This window comes from Methylobacterium sp. E-005, from assembly GCF_022829725.1.
Lineage (GTDB): Bacteria > Pseudomonadota > Alphaproteobacteria > Rhizobiales > Beijerinckiaceae > Methylobacterium.
The window spans coordinates 36,050-61,120 of record NZ_JAKSYG010000204.1 but is presented as its reverse complement, the minus strand read 5'-3'; the positions used below and the strand labels follow the sequence as shown (position 1 = coordinate 61,120).

The 25,071-nt window shown below is 70.4% G+C and carries 23 protein-coding genes; 4 read left to right on the top strand and 19 right to left on the bottom strand.

The annotated features are described in order from the left end of the window. Positions 1 to 293 precede the first annotated feature (293 nt). The 12 genes from MKK88_RS23540 to MKK88_RS23485 all read right to left on the bottom strand — a co-directional run bounded on the left by MKK88_RS23540 (position 294) and on the right by MKK88_RS23485 (position 14,585). Positions 294 to 575 carry a hypothetical protein gene (locus MKK88_RS23540; RefSeq protein WP_244004044.1) on the bottom strand — a complete coding sequence of 94 codons (282 nt, stop codon included), beginning with the start codon at positions 573 to 575 and terminating at the stop codon, positions 294 to 296. Continuing rightward, positions 572 to 2,950, bottom strand: a complete 2,379-nt coding sequence (locus MKK88_RS23535; RefSeq protein WP_244004042.1) for a response regulator — start codon at positions 2,948 to 2,950, stop codon at positions 572 to 574. The genes MKK88_RS23540 and MKK88_RS23535 overlap by 4 nt, the downstream gene beginning before the upstream one ends. Before the next feature lie 61 nt (positions 2,951 to 3,011). After that, the gene (gene rarD / locus MKK88_RS23530) at positions 3,012 to 3,908 is read right to left on the bottom strand and encodes an EamA family transporter RarD (RefSeq protein ID WP_244004040.1); all 897 of its coding nucleotides are present in this window, start codon (positions 3,906 to 3,908) and stop codon (positions 3,012 to 3,014) included. A gap of 144 nt (positions 3,909 to 4,052) precedes the next feature. Continuing rightward, positions 4,053 to 5,744: a methyl-accepting chemotaxis protein gene (locus MKK88_RS23525; RefSeq protein WP_244004038.1), complete on the bottom strand. Its 1,692-nt coding sequence runs from the start codon at positions 5,742 to 5,744 to the stop codon at positions 4,053 to 4,055. A gap of 341 nt (positions 5,745 to 6,085) precedes the next feature. Then, a complete protein-coding gene (locus tag MKK88_RS23520) occupies positions 6,086 to 7,618 on the bottom strand; it encodes a methyl-accepting chemotaxis protein (protein WP_244004036.1) in 1,533 nt (510 codons plus the stop codon). Positions 7,619 to 8,144: 526 nt separating this feature from the next. Continuing rightward, positions 8,145 to 8,750: a pyridoxamine 5'-phosphate oxidase family protein gene (locus tag MKK88_RS23515; protein WP_244004034.1), complete on the bottom strand. Its 606-nt coding sequence runs from the start codon at positions 8,748 to 8,750 to the stop codon at positions 8,145 to 8,147. Beyond that, entirely contained in the window at positions 8,747 to 9,079 is a 333-nt protein-coding gene (locus MKK88_RS23510; protein WP_244004032.1) for a lipid-A-disaccharide synthase N-terminal domain-containing protein, read from the bottom strand. The genes MKK88_RS23515 and MKK88_RS23510 overlap by 4 nt, the downstream gene beginning before the upstream one ends. Beyond that, positions 9,073 to 9,840, bottom strand: a complete 768-nt coding sequence (locus tag MKK88_RS23505) for a glycosyltransferase family 2 protein (protein WP_244004030.1) — start codon at positions 9,838 to 9,840, stop codon at positions 9,073 to 9,075. Before MKK88_RS23505 ends, MKK88_RS23510 begins: the two co-directional genes overlap by 7 nt. Further along, the gene (locus tag MKK88_RS23500; RefSeq protein ID WP_244004028.1) at positions 9,837 to 11,570 is read right to left on the bottom strand and encodes an ArnT family glycosyltransferase; all 1,734 of its coding nucleotides are present in this window, start codon (positions 11,568 to 11,570) and stop codon (positions 9,837 to 9,839) included. Before MKK88_RS23500 ends, MKK88_RS23505 begins: the two co-directional genes overlap by 4 nt. Positions 11,571 to 11,689: 119 nt before the next feature. Beyond that, positions 11,690 to 13,123, bottom strand: a complete 1,434-nt coding sequence (locus MKK88_RS23495; RefSeq protein WP_244004026.1) for an MmgE/PrpD family protein — start codon at positions 13,121 to 13,123, stop codon at positions 11,690 to 11,692. Then, positions 13,120 to 14,304: a cystathionine beta-lyase gene (gene metC / locus MKK88_RS23490; RefSeq protein WP_244004024.1), complete on the bottom strand. Its 1,185-nt coding sequence runs from the start codon at positions 14,302 to 14,304 to the stop codon at positions 13,120 to 13,122. The genes MKK88_RS23495 and metC overlap by 4 nt, the downstream gene beginning before the upstream one ends. A 107-nt stretch (positions 14,305 to 14,411) precedes the next feature. Continuing rightward, positions 14,412 to 14,585 (bottom strand): Rmf/CrpP family protein, encoded by a 174-nt coding sequence (locus tag MKK88_RS23485; RefSeq protein ID WP_244004022.1) that lies wholly within the window; start codon positions 14,583 to 14,585, stop codon positions 14,412 to 14,414. Positions 14,586 to 14,685: 100 nt separating this feature from the next. Between MKK88_RS23485 and MKK88_RS23480 the strand changes: the two genes are divergently transcribed. Then, positions 14,686 to 14,955, top strand: a complete 270-nt coding sequence (locus tag MKK88_RS23480) for a hypothetical protein (protein WP_244004020.1) — start codon at positions 14,686 to 14,688, stop codon at positions 14,953 to 14,955. A 173-nt stretch (positions 14,956 to 15,128) separates the two neighbouring features. Here the strand turns inward: MKK88_RS23480 and ntrC are convergent, their stop codons facing one another. Genes ntrC through dusB form a run of 3 tightly spaced genes read right to left on the bottom strand, consistent with a single transcriptional unit; the run spans position 15,129 to position 18,808 of the window. Then, the gene (gene ntrC, locus MKK88_RS23475) at positions 15,129 to 16,595 is read right to left on the bottom strand and encodes a nitrogen regulation protein NR(I) (protein WP_244004018.1); all 1,467 of its coding nucleotides are present in this window, start codon (positions 16,593 to 16,595) and stop codon (positions 15,129 to 15,131) included. A 48-nt stretch (positions 16,596 to 16,643) separates the two neighbouring features. Next, a complete protein-coding gene (locus tag MKK88_RS23470; RefSeq protein WP_244004016.1) occupies positions 16,644 to 17,786 on the bottom strand; it encodes a two-component system sensor histidine kinase NtrB in 1,143 nt (380 codons plus the stop codon). After that, positions 17,783 to 18,808, bottom strand: a complete 1,026-nt coding sequence (gene dusB, locus MKK88_RS23465) for a tRNA dihydrouridine synthase DusB (RefSeq protein WP_244004014.1) — start codon at positions 18,806 to 18,808, stop codon at positions 17,783 to 17,785. The genes MKK88_RS23470 and dusB overlap by 4 nt, the downstream gene beginning before the upstream one ends. A gap of 168 nt (positions 18,809 to 18,976) precedes the next feature. Here dusB and MKK88_RS23460 point away from each other — a divergent pair, with 168 nt between their 5' ends. After that, complete coding sequence (locus MKK88_RS23460; protein ID WP_244004012.1) at positions 18,977 to 20,269, top strand: bifunctional 2-C-methyl-D-erythritol 4-phosphate cytidylyltransferase/2-C-methyl-D-erythritol 2,4-cyclodiphosphate synthase; 1,293 nt, start codon at positions 18,977 to 18,979, stop codon at positions 20,267 to 20,269. Positions 20,270 to 20,428: 159 nt separating this feature from the next. On the opposite strand, the gene MKK88_RS23455 is transcribed toward MKK88_RS23460, so the two are convergent. Then, positions 20,429 to 20,827: an MAPEG family protein gene (locus tag MKK88_RS23455; RefSeq protein WP_244004010.1), complete on the bottom strand. Its 399-nt coding sequence runs from the start codon at positions 20,825 to 20,827 to the stop codon at positions 20,429 to 20,431. 103 nt (positions 20,828 to 20,930) lie between these two features. On the opposite strand from MKK88_RS23455, the gene MKK88_RS23450 reads away from it, so the two are divergent. Together MKK88_RS23450 and MKK88_RS23445 are read left to right on the top strand one after the other, a co-directional pair. Beyond that, positions 20,931 to 21,428, top strand: a complete 498-nt coding sequence (locus MKK88_RS23450; RefSeq protein WP_244004008.1) for a CinA family protein — start codon at positions 20,931 to 20,933, stop codon at positions 21,426 to 21,428. Between the two features lie 14 nt (positions 21,429 to 21,442). Then, positions 21,443 to 22,660, top strand: a complete 1,218-nt coding sequence (locus MKK88_RS23445) for an FAD-dependent oxidoreductase (RefSeq protein ID WP_244004006.1) — start codon at positions 21,443 to 21,445, stop codon at positions 22,658 to 22,660. A gap of 38 nt (positions 22,661 to 22,698) precedes the next feature. On the opposite strand, the gene MKK88_RS23440 is transcribed toward MKK88_RS23445, so the two are convergent. From MKK88_RS23440 to MKK88_RS23430, 3 genes are all read right to left on the bottom strand, one after another. Continuing rightward, positions 22,699 to 23,157: a type II toxin-antitoxin system RatA family toxin gene (locus tag MKK88_RS23440; RefSeq protein ID WP_244004004.1), complete on the bottom strand. Its 459-nt coding sequence runs from the start codon at positions 23,155 to 23,157 to the stop codon at positions 22,699 to 22,701. A 15-nt stretch (positions 23,158 to 23,172) separates the two neighbouring features. Then, the gene (gene lipA, locus MKK88_RS23435; protein WP_244004002.1) at positions 23,173 to 24,150 is read right to left on the bottom strand and encodes a lipoyl synthase; all 978 of its coding nucleotides are present in this window, start codon (positions 24,148 to 24,150) and stop codon (positions 23,173 to 23,175) included. Between the two features lie 138 nt (positions 24,151 to 24,288). Beyond that, positions 24,289 to 25,020, bottom strand: coding sequence for an MIP/aquaporin family protein (locus MKK88_RS23430; RefSeq protein WP_244004001.1), 732 nt, complete (start codon positions 25,018 to 25,020; stop codon positions 24,289 to 24,291). Between the last annotated feature and the right edge of the window lie 51 nt (positions 25,021 to 25,071).

The following is a 25,071-nucleotide window of genomic DNA, read 5'->3' as shown; positions in this document are numbered from 1 at the left end:
CCACCGATCCAGATCCTCATGCCATCCGCCAGCACCGGACATCGCGCGCACCCAAGCCCATGGCCGTGGCATGCGAATCCGCGAAAACCTCCCGCGTTCCTTCAATCTGCCAAAGTAGTGCTAGGCCGCCAACCGCAATCGTTTCGTGCGCGGGGGCTGGCCCGTGCTAGCTTCAGAATCCGTGGTTTGACTGTGCCGACGTACCAGTCACTGAGTGCAGCGAATCAAGCCAAGGAGCCGCGAGCCCTTTCAGCGTGGCCCACTAAGATCGCTCCGCTCGCAAAGACGGCGGCTCATACCTCCCCGCGCGCATCCTCGATCAGCTGCGCCAGCCCGGCATCGACCTCATCCGCCAGCATCTTCCGCTCCGCGTCGGTGAGGTCCTTCGCCCAGGCACCGCTGCCGAACCCGTCCGTGCAGCGTGCCCGCTCGGAGGCGATGTAGGCTTCGGTCTCGGCGGGGCGCGTCTTCATGGCGTGGACCAGGCCGAACCACGCCGCCCGCTCCACCACCGCCAGCCGCGCCCGCAGGCGGATCGCCACCGCCTTGTCGGGATCGATCCCATCGTCGCTCATGGCCTGTCCCCCGTCTCCTGCTCGGCGAGCCGCGCGATCAGGCCCTGGAGTTGTCCCGGCACCGGCTCGTTCGCCGAACGCGCGTACAGCACCCGCAGTTGCCGGCCGATCTCCGCGAGGCTCATCGAGCCCTTGGCGATCACCCGGTCGGCCTGCCGGGTCAGGCTCTCCTTCTCGGCATGGGTGATCTCCTTGGCGGTGAGCACCACCACCGGCACGTCGCCGTCGGGCCGGGCGCGCAGGGCCCGCAGGAAGCCGAACCCGTCCATCTCGGGCATCATCAGGTCGAGCAGGATCAGGCTCGGCCGCGCTTCGTTCACCCGCTCCAGGGCGATCCGGCCGTTCTCCGCCTCGTCGACGATCCAGCCCTCGCGGCCGAGCGACCGGCGCAGGCGCTCCCGGGCATCCGCATCGTCATCGACCACGAGGATGCGCGCCTCGTTCGGCGCCTCCGGCCGGTAGCGCTCCATCAGGCCCTTGAGACGGTCCCAGTCGATCGGCTTCACGAAATAGTCGGTGGCGCCGAGCGCCTGGCCGAGGCCCTGCTCGGCGACCACCGAGGTCATGATCACCGGCGTCCCGGCAAGGTCGGGGTCGTTGCGGACCGCGTGCAGCACCGCCCAGCCGTCCATGCGCGGCATCTCGACGTCGAGGAGGATCGCGCGGGGCTTCAGCGCCCGGGCCAGCGTCAGGCCGGCGCGGCCATCATTGGCGCTGCGCACATGAAAGCCCTCGCGCTCCAGGAAGCGCTGGAGCAATTCCCGGGCGGCCGGGTCGTCGTCGACCAGCAGCACCGTCTCGTGCTCCTCGTGCGGCTCCACGGCGTGGGCCTCGGCCTCGGTGGGCGGCGTGTCCTCCGGGATGAGCGTCGCGGGCAGGCGGAGGGTGAAGGTCGAACCCGCCCCCGGATTGCTGGTGACGCCGATATCGCCGCCCATGGTCCGGCAGAAGGCGCGGGTGATGGCAAGCCCGAGGCCGGTGCCGCCGAACTGGCGGGTGGTGGACTCGTCCGCCTGCACGAAGCGCTCGAACAGCCGCCCGATCTGCTCCTCGCTCATGCCGATGCCGGTATCGGCGATCGCGAAGGACAGCCAGTCCGCCCCCTCCTCCCGGTGGCGGCGCGCGGTGAGCGTGATGGTGCCCGTCTCGGTGAACTTGGCGGCGTTGCCGATCAGGTTCAGCAGGCACTGGCGGATCTTGGTCTGATCCTGGTGCATCGACCCGAGATCGGCCTCGCCCGTATCAAGGACGAAGCGGTTGCCCTTCTTCTCCACCAGGGAACCGGTGGCGTCGGACACATCCTGCAGGAGATCGGTCACGGCAAAGGTCTCGGCCGAGGCGGTCATGCGGCCGGCCTCGATCTTCGAGATGTCGAGCACGTCGTTGATCAGCGACAGGAGGTGGCGGGCCGCCGCCTCGATCTTGCGCAGGTCCGGCAGGAGGGCCGCCTGCCCGATATCCTCAAGCTCCTCGCCGAGCATCTCGGAATAGCCGATCACCGCCGAGAGGGGCGTGCGCAGCTCGTGGCTCATGTTGGCGATGAACTGACTCTTGGCGAGGTTGGCGGCTTCGGCCGCCTGACGCGCCCGCTCCACCGCCTCCTCGGCCTCCTTGCGCTCGGTGACGTCGACGCAGGTGCCGACCCATTCGCGTAGGGAGCCGTCCCCGGCCAGCACCGGTACGCCGCGCACCTCCATGGCGCGCCACGCACCGTCGTGGCGGCGCAGGCGGTACTCGATCTCGTAGGTCTTGCGCGCTTCCACACAGGCCGCCCAGGCATCGGCGGCCTGCCCCCGGTCGTCAGGATGGACCGCGTCGAGCCAGCCCCAGCCTTGATAGGCCTCCTCGGTCTGCCCGGTGTAGATGCTCCAGCGGACCTGCGGCGGCGTCAGCTCGCCCGCGGCATTGGTGTTCCAGATCACGGCCGCGGAGGCGTCCACCAGCGCGCGGAAGCGCTGCTCGGAATGGCGCAGGCGCTCCTCGGTGGCGCGGCGGGCGGAAATGTCGGTGTTGGTCCCGTACCAGCGCAGGACCCGCCCGGATCCGTCCCGGTGCGGCCGCGCCTTGGAGAGGAACCAGCGATAGATCCCGTCCCGGCCCCGCAGGGGAAACGTGTCCTCCCAGCTGCTCCCGAGGGCGATGGCGGCCTGATAGCGCTCGGTCACCGCCGCGATGTGGTCGGGATGGTGGACGGTGCGCCAACCCCAGCCGCGCATCTCCTCGAGCGAGGTGCCGGTATAGTCGTACCATCGCTGGTTGTACCAGATGATCGTGCCGTCGGCCTCGGCGATCCAGGCGAGCTGCGCCAGCGTCTCGGCGAGAATCCGGTAGTCGGCATCCGTGACGGCCTCGGTGCCGCCCTCACTCTCGCTCATCGCTCGCTCATCGGCTGCGCATCATCCCCATCCGGCCCCGAAAGGCCCGTACCGGTATGCCTTATACACGCATCGCGTCCGGATCCGACCGCGCCGGCGCGGGGACCAGGGTGCGCCGCCCCCGGAGGGCATCGACGGTATAGAGGACGAGCGCCACCCAGATCAGGGCGAGCATCAGGGCCCGGTGCGGTTCGACGCGCTCGCCATAGGCCAGGACGCTGAGGCCGAGGAGGCAGGTCGGGGCGACGTATTGCAGCAGGCCGAGCGTGGTCAGGCGCAGCCGCACCGCCGCGGCGGCGAACCAGATCAGCGGCAGGGCGGTCGTGAGGCCGGTGAGCATCAGGAGCGCGCGGCCCGCGGGCTCGGCGGGCAGGAACGGCTCGGGCGTGAGGACGAGCCACGCGACCGCCGCCGGCAGGAGCAGCAGCGTCTCGGCCAGGAAGCCGACCAGCGCGTCGACGCCGACAATCTTCCGGGTAAGTCCGTAGAGCGCGAAGCTCACGGCCAGCGACAGGGACATCAGCGGCAGCTCGCCGGCCCAGATCACCGCGATCCCGACCCCCGCCGCCGCGACCGCGACGGCCGCCATCTGCAGCGGCCGCAGGCGCTCGCCGAGCACCACCCGCCCGAGCGCCACGCTGACCAACGGGTTGATGTAGTAGCCGAGGCTCGCGTCGAGCAGGTGGCCGCTGCCGACCGCGTAGAGGTAGAGCAGCCAGTTCACGCCGATCATCGCGGCGGAGAGCGCCAGCAGGGCGTGGCGCGGGCGCAGGGGCCGTGGCAGGACGAGGCGGTGGCGCGCCGCCAGGACCAGCGCCAAGGTGCCGGCGAACAGGCTCGACCAGACGATGCGCTCGGCGAGGATATGGTTCGGGCTGTAGGCCCCGAGCAGCCGAAAATGGACCGGGACCAGCAGGCCCCAGCTCAAATAGGCGGCGAGCGCGTAGACGAGGCCCACGGGTTCCTCCCGGTCGGCCCGGACGGGCGGGCGGTGCCCGGGCTGTACGCCCGACGACCCGTGCCGGACAGGGGGGCGGACGCAGCGCCGGCATCCAGAGCCCGAGCCGCTTGTCCCGACCCGCCTGTGCCGGCCCCGCTTCGATCAGGCGGCCCGGATCGTCGCCAGGAAGCGCTCGACCTCGCCGCTGAGCAGCTCGGATTGCCGTGACAATCCCGAGGCGGCGCCGAGCACTTGGTCCGCTGCCCGGCCTGTCTCCGTGGCCGCCGAGGCCACGCCGGCGATGTTGCCGGTCACCTCACCGGTGCCCTGCGCCGCCTGACCGACATTGCGGACGATCTCCTGGGTGGCCGCCCCCTGCTCCTCAACTGCGGCCGCGATCGATGTCGCCACCGCTTCGATCTCCCGGATACGGTCGGTGATCCCGCTGATGACCGAGACCGCGGTGCCGGTGGATGCCTGAATCTGGCTGATCTGGCCGGCAATCTCGTCGGTTGCCCGGGCGGTCTGGTTGGCCAGTTCCTTGACCTCGGCGGCCACCACCGCAAAACCGCGCCCGGCTTCCCCGGCCCGGGCGGCCTCGATGGTGGCGTTCAGAGCCAGCAGATTGGTCTGGGCTGCAATATCGGTGATCAGCCGCACCACGTCGCCAACCTTGGCGGCGGCGGTGCTGAGGTCCTGCACCAGAGTAGCGGTCTGGCCGGCCTCGGACACGGCGCCCTGGGCGAGCTTCGCCGAGCTGTTCGCCTGCCGGCCGATCTCCTGCACCGACGAGCCCAGCTCCTCGGCCGCGCTCGCCACCGTGTTGACGTTGGCGGCGGCCTGCTCGGCGGCGGCCGCCACGGTGGTGGACTGGCTGGCGGTCTGCGTCGCCGTCGCCGTCATGGTCTGTGCGGTGACCTGTAGCTCGGCGGCCGCGGAGGAGACCAAGCTGATGATCCGGCCCACCGTACCCTGGAAGCCATCGGCGAGTTCGAGCATGGCCCGGCGGCGCGCCTCCGCGGCCGCCTCATCAGCTTTGCGCCGGATCGCGGCCTGTTCGGCGGCATTCCGGGCGACAAGGGTCTTGATGCCCTCGACGGCCCGGCCGATCACGCCGATCTCGTCGCCGCGTCGGGCCTCGGTGATCTCGGCGTCGATCGCGCCATCGGCCATGCGCTGCAGTTTGGCCGCCAGCCCGCGGATCGGGCGCGTGACGCCGAAGACGACGACCAGGACACCCGCGGTCATGCCGACGGTGATGCCGATGAGCGAGACGGCCATCAGGAACAGGCGCGTGGCGTTGACCTCGGCGGTCAAATCGTCCGACCGCTTCTGAAGCGAGGTATCCATGTCGTCCACGAGCAGGCGGGCGGACTCGGTGACCTCTTTCTGGACGCCGTCCGCGATCCGGCGCGCCAGCGACAGGGCTTCGCCCGCCTTGCCGGCGTCGGCCAGATCCCGCAAGGCGCGCATCGCCCGCAGACAGGCGTCGAAATGCCCGGCGATCTGATCGATGCGCTCTCGGTAGGTCGGGGCCTCCCGGCGGGCGCCGTCGATCAGACTTGCTGCCTCGGCCGAAAAAGCATCGAGCTGGCGTCCGATGCGAACTCCGTCGGCCGTGCCAGCCTCCGTCGCGTTGCGCAGGGCGGCGTAGCCGAGCTGCGCCACGATGCGGTTCAGGCGGGCGACCTTCACGACCGCCTTCGCCTCCTGATCGAGCAACGTTGTGTAGACCGCATCGATATCTGCAATTTTCTTCGATGTATATACTGCGCATCCTAAAAATATTGCACCTGTTAAAGCAATGACTGCCAAAAGCTTCGCTGAAATATTGATCCTAGATATCCACTTCATATCGGTCCCCTCGGCGTGACCTTGGTCAAGCCGTGCCAAATTAAGCCGGTTTTGAGCTGTTACAATGCATAGGGTTGATATTTCTCAAATCGGACTGCGCTCAAATAAAATATCTTGGTGCCAGTTGTAAACTGATATTGGCAATTTTAGAATTTTGGCAAATTATATTCGGGATCGGAGAAAAGTTGTGCGCCCGTAATCGGGTTGTCTGTTGATTTCACAATCCGATCGTGGGCGCGGGCACGTTCCGGACGCTCGGGCCCCATCGAAACGGCGATACCATGCGGAGGGCCGGTGCGCGTCAGGGCGCGGCGTACAGTCTGGCCCTCGGACGGCCGGCGTCAGGCGGCCCGGATCGTGGCGAGGAAGCGCCGGACCTCGCCGCCGAGCTCCTCCGACTGGCGCGCCAGTGCGGCGGTGGCGATCAGGACCTGATCGGCCGCCGCGCCGGTCGCCTCCGAGGCCTCGGCCACGCCCACCATGTTGCTGGTGACCTCGCTCGTGCCCGTGGCGGCCTGGGCGACGTTGCGGACGATCTCCTGGGTCGCCGCCCCCTGCTGCTCCACCGCGGCCGCGATCGAGGTCGACACCGCGTCGATCTCGCGAATTCGCGCCGTGATCGTCGCGATCACCGAAACCGCCTGCCCGGTCGCCCCCTGGATGCGGCCGATCTGATCCGAGATCTCCCCGGTCGCCCGGGCCGCCTGGCCCGCAAGCGCCTTCACCTCGCCGGCCACGACGGCGAATCCCCGTCCCGCCTCGCCGGCCCGGGCCGCCTCGATGGTGGCGTTCAGCGCCAGCAGGTTGGTCTGGCTCGCGATGGCGGCGATCAGCTCGACGACGGCGCCGACCTTGCCGGCGGCAGCGCTCAGCTCCTGTACCAGGGCGGCGGTCCGGTCCGCCTCCGCGACGGTGTTCTGCGCGAGGGATGCGGAGCCGCTGACCTGCCGGCCGATCTCCAGGACCGAGGAGCCGAGTTCCTCGGCCGCACTCGCCACCGTGCTGACGTTGGTCGCGGCCTCCTCGGCGGCGGTCGCCACGGTGGTGGACCGGTCGGCGGTGCGCGCGGCGGTGTCGGTCATGGTCCGGGCGGTGGTTTGCAGCGAGGCGACCGAGGTGGAGACGAGGCCGATGATCCGTCCCACCGTGGCCTCGAAGCCGTCCGCGAAGGCCATCAAGGTCCGGCTGCGATCGGCGGCGGCGGCTTCGTCGGTCAGACGCTTGGCTTCGGCTTGCTCGGCGGCGTTGCGGGAGACCAGGGCCTTGATGCCCTCCACGGCCTTGCCGATGGCGCCGATCTCGTCCCTCCGCCGCGCCTCCGGCACGTCCGTGCCGAGCTCCCCGTCTGCCATGGCTTTCAGGGCGGACGCCATCCGGCCGAGCGGGCGCGTGACCCCCTGATTCACCAGCAGAAGGCCGAGCAGGATGCTGATCGCGATGCCGGCGGCCGAGGAGCCGATCACCCAGTACAGGGTCGTCCGGGTGTCGGCACTGAGCGCCGCGGCGCCATTCTCGATCGCGGCGCCCAGATCGGTCGCGAAGGCATCGAGTTCGGCAAACAGCGTCTTCTGGACAGGATCGACCTTCTTGTGCGCGAGGGTCAGGGCCTGGGCGCTCTGGCCCCTCTTGGCCATGATGCACATCTCGCCGGTGAGCTTGGCGTAGGTCTCGACCAGTTCGGCGATCCGTTCGGTCCGGTCGTGGAAGGCCGCCGGGGCGTAGCTGCGCACGCCCGTGATGAGCTTGCCGGCCTCGGCCGGCAGCGGCTCGAACCCGGCGCCCACCCGATCCGACTCGTCCGGATCGGCCTCGCCGAGGGCGCGGAAGGCCACGTAGCTCATCTGGTAGACGGTGCGGCCGAGGCGTGCTGCCATTGTCGCGGCCGCGGCATCGTTGCCCAGATAAGCACCATACGACGCGTCAGCCGCGACCATGCGCTTCGAGATATAGTAGAGATATCCGACAGAATTTGCGGCAATGAAGGCAAAGGCGAATGCAATTTTCAGGGATATGGAATTTCTGTAGAAACGATTCACGGCCAAGGCTCCGGGGCTGCCGCAGCTTATATCCCGCACAATAAACAAATCGACAAAAATCTGACGCCGCGATGTGCTTGCGATCCGGGCAAAGGCAGTGTCGATCGGCCCGCCACCTCAGGATGGCAAAACATAGTCTGATACAGATCGGGTAGGACAGTCGTTTCTTATAGATCTAGAATGAGACTGTGCGGACGCGGCGGGTGATTGGATTTCGCGGTGGACTTGTTCCGTCGAGCACTCGCCCGGAGATTCATTCGCCCGGCGGTCGCTGCCGGACGCGGCTGTGAGCGGCGGGGTCCGGTCCGACGGACGGACGACCAAGGGGGCGCCGTTGACGCGACCTGCCATTCGCGTCGCCCGATCAGGGTGCGAGCCACGTCCCATGCCAGCCGCCGGCGGCGTTCCGATGCCACGCCGCCCGGCGATGGCCGCGGCGGTCGAGATAGAGGAGGTCCAGCCGCTCGGTCCGGATCAGCACGACGGCGAAACGCGGCCGGCCGGTCGTCGCGGCGGTAACCTCGTCCGGCAGGCTGTAGGCGTCCCCGGCCGGGAGCGCGGTGCCGGGGGCGGGCTCGGCCGCGTAGCAGACCCGGCTCATCGCCCGGGATCCGGCCCAGGCTGCCTCGGCCACGGGATCGTCGGTGTGGAGGGTGGCACGGCCTTCGAGGCGGATCTGAATCTTGGCCGCTGCATCGTAGGCCATGAGCGCACAGGCCGGGTGCGCGGCGATCTCGGTCGCCTTGTCGGAGCGGCGGTCGCAGTGGAACCGGAGGGTGCCGGTTGCCGCGTCGGCTTCGCGCAGCACCACGGTGCGCAGCCGCGGTGCACCATCGGCACCGAGGGTCGCCAGGGCCGGCAGGTGGAATCCGCTGCGCCCCAGCGCGGCTCCCTCCGCCAGGAGCCGCCAGAGTTCGGCGAAACTGGCATCGAGGTCATCGTAGAAACCCGGCAGTGGCGCGCGGCTCATGCCCCGCTCCGCCTGCGGCGGCGTTCGCGGAAGATCAGCGCGAGATTGCGGAGGTAGATGCCGGTCGACAGGCCCTGGCCGATGATGATCACCGGCTCGCGCCGCACGAAGCCGTAGACCAGGGTCATCAGCCCGCCGACGATCGACAGGAACCAGAACGACAGCGGCATCACGCTGCGCCCCGCCCGCTCGCTGGCGATCCATTGCAGGATGAAGCGCGAGCCGAACACGACCTGGGCGACGATGCCGAACACCAGCCAGAAATCCATCCGGGTGACGAAGACGTCGTAGAAGTAGTCCGGCAGGTCGTGGGCGAGCTGGATCAGCATCCGACGTCCTGATCTGCCGGCGTCCCGGCCGGGGCGGCGATCTCCTCCGGGCGCGGATCGGTGCGCTTGCGCCGGATCAGCCACCAGACGCCCGCGAGGTCGAGGAGCCCGACCCAGAGGCGGTCGAACAGCCCGTAATTCGAGACGCCCGTCAACCGCGGCCGGTCGACCACGTCGCGGTGGACTACGGAAAAGCCCTCCCGGGCCACGAGCGCCGGCATGAACCGGTGCAGGGCGTCGAAATAGGGCAGACGGAGATACACCGCCCGGCGAAACACCTTGAGGCCGCAGCCGGTGTCGCGGGTGGCGTCCTTCAGGATCCGCCCGCGCACACCGTTGGCGATCCGCGACTGGAGCATCTTGAACGGCCCGTCCTTGCGCCCGCGCCGCTGGCCCTGGGCAAGCCCGGCCCGGGGGCCGCCTTCGTCGAGGGCGGCGAGCAGGGCGGGGATGAAGGCCGGGTCGTTCTGGCCGTCGCCGTCGAGGGTCGCGACGGTCTCGCCCCGGGCCGCCAGGACGCCGCTGCGCACTGCCGCCGACTGGCCGCCACCCCGGGCATGACGCAGCACCCGGAGCCAGGGCCGCCCCGCCCGCGCCGCCGCCAGCGCCACCGGGGTTGCGTCGGTGGAGCCGTCATCGACGCAAATCAACTCGAAGGCGAGGCCCGCGCAGGCCGCCTCGATCTCGGCCACCAGGGGCGCGACGTTGCCGGCCTCGTTGCGCATCGGCACGACGACGCTGAGACGGGGGGGCTCGCTCACCGGGTCATCCCATAGGCCGTCACGAAGACCCGCCGGCCGGTGTTGAGGTTGAAGCCATCGACCTCCGCCATCGGCGCCGGCGCCCCGCGCGCCACCGGCCAGGCCGCATTGAAATCGTCACGGTCCCGGGCCTCGACGAACAGGAGCCGGCAGCCGCCGGCCTCCAGAAATCGCCGCGCCGCCGGCCCGTCCGGCGGCAGGACGAGCCCGGTGCCGATCAGGAAGACGAGGCTCGGCTCCCGATAGCCGAGGCTCGCCACCGCGGGATTGATGCAGGGCATCCGGTCGCGCAGGGCGGCGAGGCGCGGCGAGACCTTGAGGGCCGGCAGCGAACGCTGCGCCACGCCCAGCACCGCTGGCCCGAGGAGGCACGAGGCCAGCACGCCGAGCACCAGCGCGCGTTCGGCGGATCCCTCCACAGGCCCTCGCGCAAAGGCCAGCCACGCGAGGCCCGCCACCGCACAGGCGGCGGCGAGCAGCGGCAGGGCCGGCCAGGGGATCGTGTGGCTGTCGAGGCGCCAGCCGACGACGCACAGGCCCAAGGTCAGCGCCACGGGGATCGCCGGCACCAGCAAAGCGGTCAGGCGCGCGCCGCGCAGGCGCGGGTCCAGCGCCCCCCGCGACAGCGCCAGCACGGTGAGGATCGCGAGCCACGGCATCAGCGGCAGGACGTAGTGGGGCAGCTTGGTCGGCACCGCCTCGAAGATCAGCCAGGCGGGCAGCACTGCGGCGATCAGGAAGGCCACGGCGGGCTCGCGCCGCACCCGCCACGCGAAGGGCAGGCTCATGGCGGCGAAGGCGGCCCCCGGCCAGAAGGTCGCGAAGAACGCGAGCGTATAGGCCCCGGGCGGTCCCCAGTGCCGTTCGGCCGCGCCGCCGACCTTGCCGAGCATGTCGTGTCCGATCGCCTCCGCGTAGAAGGCGCCGCCGCTCTTCCAGGCGATGGCGGCGAACCAGGGGGCCACCAGGGCGAGGGTCAGGGCGAGGCCCGGCAGCGGCCGCAGCGCCAGCAGCCAGCGCCCGGAGCGCGCGACGACCGACAGTCCCAGGGCCGGCAGGGCGACGAAGAGCGGGACCATCGGCCCCTTCACCAGGATGCCGAGAGCCATCCCGAGCCAGAAGGCCGCGAAAACCGGGCCTGAAAGGGGCCGGCCCGCGCGCGCGGCCAGCCACGTCCGGGCGAGCGCACCGAGGCTCGCCGTGGCGCAGGCCGCCAGCAGCGCGTCGGTCTTGGCGAGATGCGCCTCGGCGTTGAGCATCAGGCAGGCGCCGTAGAGGGCGGCGGCCAGCAGCGCCCCACGGCGCGGCAGGACGGCGAGCGCCGCCCAGTAGGCGAGCAGCACCGAGGCGGCGGCGCCGATCAGCGAGGGGATACGGTAGAGGGCGATCTGCGTGCGGGCATCCGGTACGCCGAGCGCCTCGCCAGCCGCCACCGCGGCGGCCTGAGCCCAGTAGATTCCCACCGGCTTCTTGTTCCGCGCCTCGCCCTGGAAGCGGATATTCACGAGATCACCGGTCTCCAGCATCTGCTTCGAGGCCTGGGCGAAGCGCGGCTCGTCCCGGTCCATCGGCTGCAGCGAGATCTGGCCGGGCAGGAACAGGATCAGGCAGAGCGCCAGCAGGGCGGCGACGGCCCGGGCATGGCTCATACCCAGCGCGTCGAGCCCGCGACCGATCCGGTCGGCGGGTGCGTGGCGCGCGGTGCCGCCGGCGGAGAGGCTCGTGGTCATGCCCGGCCGGTCAATCAGGATCGCGCGGGAAGGTCAAATGCATCGGGTCTCTTGAAGGTGCAGATAGCCGTATCGGGAGCGGCATTCGGTGCCCTGCAGCGCCGCCGTACCGCCCCACCTCAAGCGACCAGCAGCGCCCGCAACGCCCGCATGTCGGCCACCGCCTCCAGGGCGTTGATCTGCGCGATCAACCGATCGGCCTTGTCCGGCCCGAGCACCGGCGCCATCAGGTCCCGCGCCTTGGCGTTCACCGCCTCCGTGCTCAGCGGATTCTCCTTCGTCCCAGGCGGGTGCCGCGTGTGGTGCTCGACGATCCGCCCATCCGCCATCGTGATCGTGACGATCGCGCCGCGCGGGGCTGCCGGGTCCATCAAAGCGGGATCCCCCGCGAGCTCCACCTTGGCGCGTTCCGCCGCGATCGCGGAATCGTGCATCAGGCCGGCATCGTGGCTGTCCGCGAAGGAGACCGCGCCCTTCACCAGCGCCAGCGCCACGAGATGCTGGCAGCTCACATCCGGCATGGCGCTCGATCCGACGATGCCGACCGCATCGGTCGGCACCTTCACCAGGATGTGGCGCACAGTCTCCGGCGTCAGGCCGTACTGCCGCCGCAAGGTCAGCGTCGCGTCGAGCGGTGACTGGATCGGGTAGCCCACCGAGTAGGTCTTGATCGCCGTCTCGGTGACGAAGAAGCGGCTGCCCAGCCCGTCCAGCATCGCCTCGGGCTTTGGTGCGGTCGAGAGGGCGTTCAGCAGGTTGTGGCGGCCGTCGAGCACGTCCGACACCCCGGTCAGCCCCGCCTCGACCATGCCGACCGCCGTGACACCGTTGCGCGCGCCCATGCCGGCGAAGTCGAAGGCCTTCTCGACATGGTCGTGATCGCGCACCCAGCTCCACAGGCCGGAGACCTGCTGAGCCGCGTAGGAGAGCGCGAAGCGCATGCCGCGCTCGTCCAGGTGGGCCAAGGACGCGGCCGCCCCGAGCGCCCCGAAGGTCGAGCTGGTGCCCTCCGCGCTTCGATGGGTGCCGCGCACATGGTCGGGCCCGAGCGCCAGGAGCAGCCGGCAGCAGAGGTCGTAGCCGAGCGCCACGGCCCGGACGAACTCCGCGCCGGAATTGCCGTGCAGCTCGGCGAGCGCCAGGGCCGCCGGCACGGTGGCGCAGCCGGGATGCGCCTTGGTCACCGGCTCGAAATCGTCGGTCTCGTCGGCATGGGCGCACATGGCGTTGGCAAGCGCGGCGTTGACCGTCGTGGTCCTGTAATCGGAGGCGACGACCCCCGCCTGCTCGGTGCCGCCGAGACCCTTCACGTAGGCGAGCGCCATCACGCCCGGCTGCATCCGCGCGCCCGACACCATGGCGGCGAGGCTGTCGAGGATGCGGTGCTTGCAGGCGATCAGCACCTCCGGCGGCAGATCCTGCCCCCGGGCCGCCACCATGTAGCGGGCGAGCCGCCCGGTCACGTCGGTTTCCCCGGCCAGGGCCGGAAGCGTGTGTGCGACCGCGAGGGCGCCGGCGCCCTGAATCAGGCGGCGCCGGGTCGGCACACTCACGAAGCGGCCCGCAGGCGCGCGAAGCCGGCGTCGAGGTCGGCCTTGAGGTCTTCGACGTCCTCCAGCCCGATATGGAAGCGCAGGGCCGGGCCGCCGGGTGCCCACTGGGTGGCGGTCCGGTAGCCGGCGCAGTCGAACGGGATCACGAGGCTCTCGAAGCCGCCCCAGGAGAAGCCCATCCCGAACAGCTCCAGCCCGTCCAGCATGGCGGCGACCGCCGCCTCCGGCACGGGCTTCAGGATCACCCCGAACAGCCCGGAGGCGCCGGAAAAATCGCGCTTCCAGATGGCGTGGCCGGGATCCTCCGGCAGGCCGGGATGGAGTACCCGCAGCACCTCGGGCCGGGCCTGAAACCAGCGGGCCATCTCAAGCCCGGCGCGGCCGTGCTCGCGCAGGCGCAGGTTCATTGTCCGCATGCCCCGCAGGGCCAGGAAGATGTCCTCGGCACCTGCGCACATGGCGAAATGGTCGAAGGTCCGCCGGACCGCCGGGTAGTATTTCGCGTTGGCCGAGGTCAGGCCGATCAGCAGGTCCGAGCCGCCGCTGAGATACTTGGTCCCGGCCTCGACCGCGATGTCGACGCCGCGCTCGTGCGGCGGGAACAGCAGCGGCGTCGCCCAGGTGTTGTCCTTGATCACGCAGGCGTCGCGGGCATGCGCGACCGCGGCGATGGCCGGGATGTCCTGCATCTCGAAGCTCTGGGAGCCCGGCGCCTCGACCAGAACGGCCTTCGTATTCGGTCGCATCAGTTCGGCGATGCCGGCGCCGATGGTGGGATCGTAGTAGGTGACCTCGACCCCGTAGCGCGCCAGCACGCCGTCACAGAAATTGCGGGTCGGCCGGTAGGCGGAATCGGTGACGAGGAGGTGGTCGCCCGCCGAGACCGCGGCCATCAGCGCGACCGTCAGCGCCGCCAGCCCCGAAGGCGTCACCACCGTGCCGGCGGCGCCCGCGAGTTCCGTCCAGGCGCTCGTCAGCGCGTCCATGGTGGGCGTGGCCGAGGTGCCGTAATTGTAGCGCCCGCGCCGGTACTTGATGGCGTCGTAGGTCGGGTAGAGGACAGTCGAGCCGCGATAGATCGGCGTGTTGACGAAGCCGTGCTGCTCACCCGGATCCCGGCCCGCATGGACGAGCCGCGTCGCGGGCGCGAAGGTCTTTTCGGATTCGGGCTTCAGGGACATCGGAACTCGTGGACCGGGCTGCGCTGCACCGCACGAAGCGCCGCCCGCCCGGCGAGGTCAAGCTTGGCCGGTCATCCCGACGCCTCGAATGCGTCCGTTCCCCTGAATCAGGGGTTCTCGGGCGGATCGGTGACCGCGGCTTCGTCGTAGGCCTCCATCCAGGCGGTCCGGTCCTCGGACCCTTCTGGATAGGGGCACTCGCTCTTGGGCTTGCCGTAGAGCCGGGCATTGCGCCCCTGAATGAACGGGCTGTCGCTCGCGGTGGCCTGGGCGTTCGTCAATATCGCCTCCCGAAAATTGGGCGGAAGCCTTGGAGTGGGGCTTCGTTAACGGCCGCGGCGCTATTCTGTTGCCGTCTCAAGTCGCGTGTCGGGTCGTCGCTTGCGTATCCTGCGTTCCCTCTTCGGCGGCGTCCTCGTCCTCGCTTCCACGGCGACGGTGGTGTTCGTCAGCGCCGACCGGCTCGCCCATCTGGCGCCGGCGCCTGTGGTGCGCGCCGCCCAGGCCGAGCCCTCCGCCACCGGATCCCTGCCGGCGCCCATCAAGGCCGCGCCGGCCGCCAAGCCGGCCGCGCCGGCGATCCCGAACGGGTTCGATACCGAGCGGCTTCACGCGCTGATGCGGGGCGACCCGATCCTGCCGGCGCGGTGAGCGCAGGCGGGATCGCGCTCATCCGGATCTGGATCTCATCCCGAGGCGCCGGAGCGTAGCGGCGGCCTCGAAGGAGCCCTCCAGAAAGCGCACGATCCCTGGATCCCGCCTTCGAGGCCCGCTGACGCGGGCATCTCAGGATGCGGCGGCGGGTTGGATCAGGCTGAAAACTCCTACCGCGCCGTCCGGAACACCTGCAGGTCGAGATCCCGCACCTTCTTGCGCAGGGTGTTGCGGTTGACCCCGAGCAGTTCCGCCGCGCGGATCTGGTTGCCGCGGGTGGCGGCCAGAGCCGCGCCGATCAGCGGCCCTTCGATCTCCCGCAGGATCCGGTGGTAGAGCCCGGGCGGGGGCAGCGTGTCGCGATACCCGGAAAAGTAATCCGAGAGGTGCCGCTCCACCGCGCTCGACAGGCTCTCGGATTCCCCGCCGGCCTTGCGGGCGGCGCCGTTGGTGGCCGGGGTCGAGGGGGTGGCCAGCGGCAGTGTGTCGAGTTCGGCCTCGATCACCGGGCCGGTGATCGTGTCCTGCGGGTAGAGGGCGGCCAATCGCCGGACGAGGTTCTCCAGCTCGCGGACGTTCCCCGGCCAGCGGTAGCGCTTGAGCCGCTCCATGGCGTCGCCATCGAGGGACTTCCGGGTCAGCCCCTCGCGCTCGACCAGCACGAAGAAGTGGCGGACGAGGTCCGGAACGTCCTCGGACCGCTCGCGCAGGGCCGGTAGCCGCAGCGGCACGACGTTCAGCCGGAAGAACAAATCCTCGCGGAAGATGCCCTGCTGGATCGAGATCCGCAGATCCTTGTTGGTCGCCGCGATGATCCGGACGTTGGTCTTGATCGGGACCCGGCCGCCGACCGTGGTGTACTCGCCCTGCTGGAGCACGCGCAGCAGACGGGTCTGCGCCTCCATCGGCATGTCGCCGATCTCGTCGAGGAACAGCGTGCCGCCCTCGGCCTGCTCGAACCGGCCGGCGGAGCGCTGGAGCGCGCCGGTGAAGGCACCCTTCTCGTGGCCGAACAGCTCGGACTCGATCAGGTCGCGCGGGATCGCCGCCATGTTGACCGGCACGAACGGGCCGGTGCGGCGGCGGCCGTAATCGTGCAGCGCCCGGGCGACCAGCTCCTTGCCGGTGCCGGATTCACCCGTGATCATCACGGTGAGGTCGGTGGGCATCAGCCGGGCGAGTGCCCGGTAGATCTCCTGCATGGCGGGCGAGCGGCCGACCAGCGGGATATCCTCGTTCTCGGGCGGCGCACCGGCCGGCGCCGCGCCGCGGGGGCGGGAGAGCGCCCGGCCCACAATGGCGATCAGCTCCTTCAGGTCGAAGGGTTTAGGCAGGTACTCGTAGGCGCCCCGCTCCGAGGCGCGGATCGCCGTCATGAACGTGTTCTGCGCGCTCATCACGATGATCGGCAGCTCCGGCCGCACCCGCTTGATGCGGGGCAGCAGGTCGAACACGTTCTCGTCGGGCATCACCACGTCGGTGATCACGAGATCGCCCTCCCCCTGTGCGACCCAGCGCCAGAGGGTGGCGCAGTTGCCCGTGGAGCGGACTTCGTAGCCCGCCCGGGACAGCGCCTGGTTGAGCACGGTGCGGATCGCGGCGTCGTCGTCGGCGACGATGATGTGGCCGTTGGGCATGACTCTCTACTCAGACCTCCGACGGGGGCCGGAAAGGGGGAAACCACATTACGGATCGACCGCCGATTCGCGCCCGTCCCGGGCGCTCGACATCGGCAGGAGGATGCGGAACGTCGTGCGGCGGGGGGCGGGATCGCACTCGACGATCCCTCCGTGATCGCCGACGATCTTGGCGACCAATGCAAGACCGAGGCCGGACCCCTGTGCTTTTGTGGTCACGAACGGATCGAACAGGTCCTGCAGCAGCTCGGCCGAGATGCCGGGGCCGTTGTCGCGCACCGCCACCTCGATCGGCAGGCTGACCCGCTCGCGCGAGCCCGGCACCTGCAGGCGCAGGCCGGTGCGGAAGGCGGTCGACAGGGTGATCTCGCCCTCGACCGCGTCCGGACCGATCGCCTCGGCGGCGTTCTTCACGAGGTTCAGGATCACCTGGATCAGCTGGTCGCGGCTGCCCAAAACCGGCGGCAGGGACGGATCGTAGGTCTCGACGAAGCGGATATGGCGCGCGAAGCCCGACTGCGCCGAGCGCTTCACCTGATCGAGCACCCCGTGGACGTTGACGGCGCCGCGCTCGGCCGGACGCTCGTCGCCGAACAGCTCCATGCGCTCGACGATGCGCACGATCCGGTCGGATTCGTCGCAGATCAGGCGGGTGAGGAGGCGGTCCTCCTCGGCGCCGGTGCTCTCCAGGAGCTGCGCGGCGCCGCGGATGCCGGCGAGCGGGTTCTTGATCTCGTGGGCCAGCATGGCGCCGAGCGCCACCATTGAGCGCGCGGCGCCGCGATGGGTGAGCTGGCGGTTCATCTTGTCGGCGATGGTGCGCTCCTGCAGCATCATCACCACCGCGTCGCCGTCGTCGCCGAGCGGGGTGGCGAACACGTCGACGCTGCGCTCCAGCCCCAGGCGCGGCTGGGTCAGCTCCACCCGGTACTCGCTGACGCTGGCTTGGCGCCGTCGCACCTCGGCCACCAGGGCGATGATCGGCGAGGCGAACGGGATGATGTCGCGCAGGCGACGGCGCTGCATCAGCCGGGCGGAATAATCGAAGAACGCCTCCGCGGCATGGTTGCAGTGGAGGATGCGCTCGTCACCGCCGATGGTCAGGACCGGCAGCGGCAACGCATTGAGCACGGCCTCGGCGGCAGTATCGCGCCTCGGACCGGGATCCTGCTGGGGAAGTTCGTCGCTCACGCGGCCTCCCGCACGGTATCGGCCGGTCCCGCGAAGGCCCGGGCCAGGAGGGACAGGGCGACGTCCGGATCGGTCGTGGTCAGGAGCGCCGACCGCTCCGCCGGCTCCAGCGCCCCGCCGGTTTCGGCATAGGCGGCGAGGTGCTTTCGCGCGTGGCGCACGCCCATCGGGCGACCGTAGAGCGCCAGGAGGCCGGCATAGTGCTCGGCGGCGAGCGCCGCCTGCTCGGCCCGTGACGGTTCCGGAACCGGCCGGCCGGCGAGCGCCGCCGCGACCTGCCCGACCAGCCAGGGCCGGCCGGTCGCCGCCCGGCCGATCATCACCCCGGCCGCGCCCGAGGCCGCGAGGCAGGCGCGGGCGCTAGCGAGGTCGGTGACGTCGCCGTTGGCGATCACCGGGATCGACACCGCCTCGACCACCGCGCGGATCGCCGCCCAATCGGCCGTGCCGGTGTAGAATTGCTGCCGGGTCCGCCCGTGGACCGTGACGGCGTTGAGCCCCAGCCGCTCGGCGCGGGCCGCGAGGTCGGCGGCGTTGCGGGTCGCGTCGTCCCAGCCGAGGCGCATCTTGACGGTGACCGGCACCGAGACCGCGTTCCGGACCGCCGCCAGGAGCCGCTCGGCATGGTCGAGGTCGCGCATCAGGGCCGAGCCCGAGGCGATGCCGGTGACGATCTTGGCCGGGCAGCCCATGTTCACGTCGATCACGTGGGCACCGCCGGCCTCCGCGAGGCGCGCGGCCTCTGCCATCGGCTCCGCCTCGCAGCCCGCGAGCTGGACCACGTGGAGATCGACGCCCGACCCGTCCGCCCGCAACGTGGCCTCGCCGGATCCGCGGGTGAATTCCCGCGCCGCCACCATTTCGGAGATGACCGCGTCGGCGCCGCAGCGACGGGCGATCCGGCGCATGTGCAGGTCCGTCACGCCGGATAGCGGGGCGAGCAGGCAGAGCGGCGCGGGTGCTGCCCCGCCCTCAACCGGCCGTCCCCCGCGCAGTGCGCTCAAATAATGATCAGTCGCCATTCTGCACAACAATGAGGCAAAGCCGCCCCGCTGGCAAGCGGGGCCGCGCGTTGATTTCGCGTCCACCCCCGCTTAAACGACGGGCCTGCTCACCGGCAGGGCAATGGCGGCACGGCTGGCCCGCGCCCGGCCGCGATCCTGCCCCTCGATCCCACGAGTTCACCGCCCATGTCCGCCACCGGCACGCCTGCCAACGGACCCGCCTCAGCGGGAACCGGCGTCGCCGCCGTGGTGGTGGCGGCCGGCCGGGGCATCCGCATCGGCGGCGGCACGCCCAAGCAGTATCGCCGGGTGGGCGGACAGGCGGTCCTGACGCGCACCCTCGCGGCTTTGGCCGCCCAGGAGGCCATCGACCGGATCCAGCCGGTGATCGCCGCCGACGCAGCCGATTTTTTTCAAACCTGCCTGGACGAGCTTGAAGCCGGGCTGCGCGAAAAGATCGCCGCGCCGGTCGAGGGCGGCGCCACGCGCCAGCTCTCCGTCCGGGCCGGCCTCGAAGCGCTGGCCGGCGCGGCGCCCGAGATCGTGCTGGTTCACGACGCCGCCCGCCCCTACGTGGATGCGCCGCTGATCGCCCGGGCGATCGCGGCCGGGCGCGACCACGGGGCTGCCGTGCCGGGTGTGCCGGTGACCGACACGGTCAAGCGCGTCGTCGACATCGCGCCGGGCATCGGCCGGGTGCACGAGACCCCGCCGCGCGAGCATCTCCGCGCCGTCCAGACGCCCCAGGCCTTCGGGTTCGGACCGCTGCTCGGCGCCCATCGGGATGCCGCCGCGCAAGGCCTCGACGGCTTCACCGACGACGGGGCGCTCGCCGAATGGGCGGGCTTGCCGGTGGTTGTGTTCGCGGGCGATATCGCCAATCGGAAGATTACCCAGCCCGCCGACCTGATCGAGGCCGACCGCGCCTTCGCGGCCGGTTCCGCCGAAACCCCTGCGCCGGGAGCCCGCGCCATGACCAGCTACGTGACCCGCCTCGGTACCGGCTTCGACGTCCATGCCTTCACCACCGGCGACCATGTCTGGCTCGGCGGCGTGAAGATCCCGGCCGATCGCGGCGTGCTCGCCCATTCCGACGGCGACGTGGCTCTCCACGCGCTGACCGATGCCCTGCTCGGCGCCATCGCGGATGGCGATATCGGCACCCACTTCCCGCCCTCCGAGGAGCGCTGGCGCGGGGCGTCCTCGGACCAGTTCCTCGCCCATGCCTGCGAGTTGGTCCGCGCCCGGGGTGGCCGGATCGATCACCTCGACATCACCGTGCTCGCTGAGGCGCCGCGTATCGGCAAGCACCGGGAGGAGATCCGGGCGCGCATCGCCGCCATCGCCGGCGTGCCGCTCTCGGCGGTCTCCATCAAGGCGACCACCACGGAAAAGCTCGGCTTCGTCGGCCGCGCCGAGGGGCTCGCCGCTCAGGCCGCCGCGACCGTGCGTCTGCCGGAGATGGATGAGCCCGTCTGACGCGCGCGCACAAAATCCTGGTTTCGAAAGGGCGAGCCCTTTCGCGGGTCCAGGGCAGAGCCCTGGTGCCGGACGTTACCCGGTGTCGGGCTGTGCCCGAGACGGTCAGGGCCTTGCCCTGACAACCCACCAAAGGGCTCGCCCTTTGGAAACCCGGGATCAGTTCGCCCGCAGCAGCAGCGCGATCGCGGCCACGCCGAGCACCGCCAGCGTCAGCAGGATGCCGCCGCCCCGGCAGGCGAACTGGCGCGGCGAGTTCGGGGCTGCGAACATCCCGATCGGGTGCAGGATCCGGGCGACCAGCAGGGCCACCAGCAGCCCCTGCACCAGCCCATGGCCGCCGCCGCCGGCTTCCAGCAGGGCGATCAGGATCAGCGCCAGCGGCACGTATTCGATGAAATTCGCGTGCGAGCGGACGCGCTTGAGCACCGTGGTGTCGCCGCCGTCGCCGAGCAGCACGTTCTCGGACACCCGCGCCCCGATCACCCATCCCGACAGGCCCAGATAGACGAGGGCGAGCAGCCCGGCGAAGAAGGCCGTGGTGGCGGGGAAGATCATGGACTCGGTGTCTCCGGGCGACGGCCGTTCGTCCTTGAGTGGAGACCGGCTCTGGTACACACCGTGAGATAGGGCGCGGCCGCCCGATGGGAGCCTGCTCGCGATGATCGACGACACGGAGCTTCTGGCCCGCGCCGAGGCGCTGGTAGCGGCCTACACGAAGGCCAGCCGCACGATCGCCACCGCCGAATCCTGCACGGGCGGCCTCGTGGCCGGCCTGCTCACCGCGGTGCCGGGTTCCTCGGCGGCGGTCGAACGCGGGTTCGTCACCTACTCGAACGCGGCCAAGGCCGAGGCGATCGGCGTGCCGATGGACCTGATCCAGAAGCACGGCGCCGTCAGCGAGCCGGTGGCGCGGGCCATGGCCGCCGGCGCGCTCGCCGCCTCGCGGGCCGATGTCGCGGTGGCGATCACAGGCATCGCCGGCCCCGGCGGCGGCAGCGCCGGGAAGCCGGTCGGCCTCGTGCATTTCGGCCTCGCCGTGCGGGGCGGCGCGGTGCGCCACCTGGAGCGGCGCTACGGCGATCTCGGGCGCGCGGGCATCCGCCGGGCCGCCGTCGCCGACGCGATCGGCCTTCTGGAGGAGGCTGTTCGCGACTGACCGGGAGGGACTTCATGGAGACGGTGACCACCCGGCTCTGCATCGTCGGCGGCGGCCCCGCCGGGATGATGGCCGGCCTGCTCTTCGCCCGCGCCGGGATCGACACGATCGTGCTGGAGAAGCACGCGGATTTCCTGCGCGACTTCCGCGGCGACACGATCCACCCGTCCACCCTCGACCTGATGGACGAGTTGGGCTTCACCGAGCGCTTCCGCGCCCTGCCCCAGAGGCGTGTCGAGCATTTTTCCGGGGTCGTCGCCGGGCGCAGCTACCGGGTCGCCGATTTCAGTCGGCTGCCGACGCGCAACCGCTTCCTGTCCTTCATGCCGCAATGGGATTTTTTGGACTTTCTGGCCGGCGAGGCCGGCCGCTACCCAGCCTTCCGCGTGATCCGCCGCACCGAGGCCCGGGACCTGATCGAGGCGGACGGCCGGGTCGCGGGCGTGCGTGCCGAGGGACCGGACGGGCCGGTCGAGATCCGCTCGGACCTCGTGCTGTGCGCCGACGGCCGCCATTCGCGGATGCGGGACTGCGCGGGCTTCACGCCCCGGGCCTTCGGTGCGCCGATCGACGTCCTGTGGTTCCGTCTGCCCCGCCGGGACGGCGACCCCGAGGCGGCGGCCGGCCGCTTCGGGCCGGGCCGCATCCTCATCACCCTCGACCGCGGCGATGCGTGGCAATGCGCCTACGTGGTGCCGAAGGGCGGCGACGCGGCGCTTCGGGAGAAAGGTCTTCCGGCCTTCCGGGAGGCGGTTGCGCAGATCGCGCCGTTCCTGGCTGACCGCACCGGGGAGATCGCTGACTGGGATGCGGTCAAGCTCCTGACCGTCACGGTCGACCGGCTGGCGCGCTGGCACCGGCCCGGGCTGCTCTGCATCGGCGACGCGGCCCACGCTATGTCGCCGGTGGGGGGCGTCGGGATCAACCTCGCGATCCAGGATGCGGTGGCGGCGGCCAATCTCCTGGCCGGGCCGCTGCGGGCCGGTCCCGTCGCCGAGGCCAACCTCGCCCGGGTCCAGGCCCGGCGGATGTTCCCGGTCTGGGCCACGCAGGCGCTGCAGCGGGTGATCCAGTCGCGGGTGATCGCCGCTTCGCTCAAGGCCGACGCGCCGCTCCGCGCGCCGCTCGCGCTACGGATCCTCGATGCGGTGCCGCCCCTGCAGGTTCTTCCGGCGCGGATGATCGGGATGGGGGTTCGGCCGGAGCACGTGCGCGTGCCGGCGCGGCTCTGAAACCGTCCTTGCGCGCGCAGCGAAGCGATGACGGCGGGCTAAGCCCGCGCCCCGTACATCCGATCCGCCCGCCCCTCGAAGGCGTCGGTGAACTTGCGGAAAGCCCGGTCGAACATCGTGCCCATCAGGAGCCCGAGGGTGCGGCTCTTGAACTCGTAAGTGATGAAGAAATCCACCGCACAGCCGCCGTTCGGCGCTTCCTTGAACAGCCAGCGGTTCTCCAGATGCCGGAACGGGCCGTCGATATACTCGGCCACGATCTTGAGATTCGCGGGATCGAGGCTGACCCGGGTGGTGAAGCGCTCGCGGATCGCCTTGTAGCCCACACCCATCTCGGCGATCAGGACATGCCCGCCATCGGGCATGTCCTGGCGGCGGATCACCCGCAGGGATTCGCACAGCGGCAGGAACTCGGGGTAACGCTCCACGTCGGCGACGAGGTCGTACATCTGCTGCGGCGAATGCTTCACCGTGCGGGTGACCCGGAAGGACGGCATCGTGTCTGGGTTTCCTCAGGCCGAGAGCGCGGGCGCCAGTTTCGCCCGACGTGCAGCCTGCAAACGCGCGAAATCCTCACCCGCATGGTGCGACGAACGCGTCAGCGGCGTGGCCGAGACCAGCAGGAAGCCCTTGGCATAGGCGGTGGTCTCGTAGGCTTTGAACTCGTCGGGGGGGACGAAGCGCACGACCTCGTGGTGCTTCTTCGACGGCTGCAGGTACTGGCCGATGGTCAGGAAATCGACATCGGCCGAGCGCAGGTCGTCCATCAGCTGGAGTACCTCGTTCCGTTCCTCACCGAGCCCGACCATGATCCCGGACTTGGTGAAGATCGTCGGATCGAGCTCCTTCACCCGCTGCAGCAGGCGCACGGAGTGGAAGTAGCGGGCGCCGGGCCGCACCGTGAGGTACTTGGCCGGCACGGTCTCCAGGTTGTGGTTGAACACGTCGGGCTTGGCAGCGACGACGGTTTCGAGGGCACCGTCCTTGCGCAGGAAGTCGGGGGTCAGGATCTCCACCGTGGTGCCGGGGCTGGCCCGCCGGATCGCCGCGATAGTCCGGGAGAAATGCTCGGCGCCGCCGTCCTTCAGGTCGTCGCGGTCGACCGAGGTGATCACCACGTGATGCAGGCCGAGCTTGGCGACCGAGTCGCCGATCTTCTCGGGCTCAGCCCTATCGAGGGCGTCGGGCAGGCCGGTGCGCACGTTGCAGAAGGCGCAGGCCCGCGTGCAGGTGTCGCCCATGATCATGAAGGTGGCGTGCCGCTTCTCCCAGCACTCGCCGATATTCGGGCAGCCCGCCTCCTCGCAGACCGTGACGAGGCCGTGCTCGCGGACGATCTTCTGCGTCTCGGTCCAGGCCCTCGAGCCCGGCGCCTTCACGCGGATCCAGTCCGGCTTCTTGGCCTGGACGGGCTGATCGGGCCGATGCGCCTTCTCGGGGTGGCGGACCGGTCGCGGATCGTTCTTCAGGATGTCGAGGACGACGGCCATGGGTCGGGGGCTGCCACACCGTGTGGAGGCGCCCCAGGGGCGCGGTCGGGATCGCCCTGACTTAAGCCGCCAGACCCCGCACCGCAAACCGCCGCGACGCAGGGACGCCCCGCGGTGGTTAAGGGTGTGGGCGTTCCGTCAGATCCCCAGCGCCCGCACGAACAGCCCGGCCAAAGCCGCGCCAACCACCGGGGCGGCGACCGGGATCAGCGCGTAGCTCCAATCCGAAGAGCCCTTGCCGGCGATCGGCAGCACTGCGTGGGCGATGCGCGGTCCGAGGTCGCGGGCCGGGTTGATGGCGTAGCCGGTGGTGCCGCCGAGCGAGAGGCCGATGCCCCAGACCAGCATGCCGACCATGTAGGGCGCCACGCCCCGCGGGATCGCCCCGGTGGCGCCCAGCGTGTTGGTGACAAGGGCGGAGATCGTCAGGATCAGGAAGAAGGTCGCGATGATCTCGGAGATCCAGTTGGATTTCGCATCGCGGATCGCCGGGCCGGTGCAGAAGCAGGCGAGCTTCAGGTCCTGCTCCGGGGTCGCCGCCCAATGCGGCAGATAGTGGAGCCAGACGATGACCGCGCCCGCGAAGGCGCCGAGCATCTGGGCCGGGATGTAGACCGCGAGCTTGCTGAAATCCCCGGCGCTGACTGCGCCCGCCACCGTCACGGCGGGATTGAGATGCGCGTCGGGGCTGCCGGTGGCGTTCGCCACGAAGATGCCGGCGAGCACCGCGAAGGCCCAGCCCGCGGTGATGGCGATCCAGCCCGCGCCCTCGCCCTTGGATTTCTTGAGCAGGGCGCCGGCGACGATCCCGTCGCCCAGGACGATCAGCGTCATCGTGCCGAGGAACTCGCCCAGGAAGGGTGATGTCATGCTGTAGTCTCCCCCGTTTGTTGTTGATTTTGAGAGTCTTGGAGGCGCGCG

What these genes read in the sequence shown, in the direction of transcription:
- MKK88_RS23540 (WP_244004044.1), bottom strand. Translation starts at nt 575, where the DNA reads ATGAGCGACGATGGGATCGATCCCGACAAGGCGGTGGCGATCCGCCTG.
- MKK88_RS23535 (WP_244004042.1), bottom strand. Translation starts at nt 2,950, where the DNA reads ATGAGCGAGAGTGAGGGCGGCACCGAGGCCGTCACGGATGCCGACTAC.
- MKK88_RS23525 (WP_244004038.1), bottom strand. Translation starts at nt 5,744, where the DNA reads ATGAAGTGGATATCTAGGATCAATATTTCAGCGAAGCTTTTGGCAGTC.
- MKK88_RS23520 (WP_244004036.1), bottom strand. Translation starts at nt 7,618, where the DNA reads ATGGCAGCACGCCTCGGCCGCACCGTCTACCAGATGAGCTACGTGGCC.
- MKK88_RS23515 (WP_244004034.1), bottom strand. Translation starts at nt 8,750, where the DNA reads ATGAGCCGCGCGCCACTGCCGGGTTTCTACGATGACCTCGATGCCAGT.
- MKK88_RS23510 (WP_244004032.1), bottom strand. Translation starts at nt 9,079, where the DNA reads ATGCTGATCCAGCTCGCCCACGACCTGCCGGACTACTTCTACGACGTC.
- MKK88_RS23500 (WP_244004028.1), bottom strand. Translation starts at nt 11,570, where the DNA reads ATGACCACGAGCCTCTCCGCCGGCGGCACCGCGCGCCACGCACCCGCC.
- metC (WP_244004024.1), bottom strand. Translation starts at nt 14,304, where the DNA reads ATGTCCCTGAAGCCCGAATCCGAAAAGACCTTCGCGCCCGCGACGCGG.
- ntrC (WP_244004018.1), bottom strand. Translation starts at nt 16,595, where the DNA reads ATGCCCAACGGCCACATCATCGTCGCCGACGACGACGCCGCGATCCGC.
- dusB (WP_244004014.1), bottom strand. Translation starts at nt 18,808, where the DNA reads ATGGCGACTGATCATTATTTGAGCGCACTGCGCGGGGGACGGCCGGTT.
- MKK88_RS23460 (WP_244004012.1), top strand. Translation starts at nt 18,977, where the DNA reads ATGTCCGCCACCGGCACGCCTGCCAACGGACCCGCCTCAGCGGGAACC.
- MKK88_RS23455 (WP_244004010.1), bottom strand. Translation starts at nt 20,827, where the DNA reads ATGATCTTCCCCGCCACCACGGCCTTCTTCGCCGGGCTGCTCGCCCTC.
- MKK88_RS23450 (WP_244004008.1), top strand. Translation starts at nt 20,931, where the DNA reads ATGATCGACGACACGGAGCTTCTGGCCCGCGCCGAGGCGCTGGTAGCG.
- MKK88_RS23445 (WP_244004006.1), top strand. Translation starts at nt 21,443, where the DNA reads ATGGAGACGGTGACCACCCGGCTCTGCATCGTCGGCGGCGGCCCCGCC.
- MKK88_RS23440 (WP_244004004.1), bottom strand. Translation starts at nt 23,157, where the DNA reads ATGCCGTCCTTCCGGGTCACCCGCACGGTGAAGCATTCGCCGCAGCAG.
- lipA (WP_244004002.1), bottom strand. Translation starts at nt 24,150, where the DNA reads ATGGCCGTCGTCCTCGACATCCTGAAGAACGATCCGCGACCGGTCCGC.
- MKK88_RS23430 (WP_244004001.1), bottom strand. Translation starts at nt 25,020, where the DNA reads ATGACATCACCCTTCCTGGGCGAGTTCCTCGGCACGATGACGCTGATC.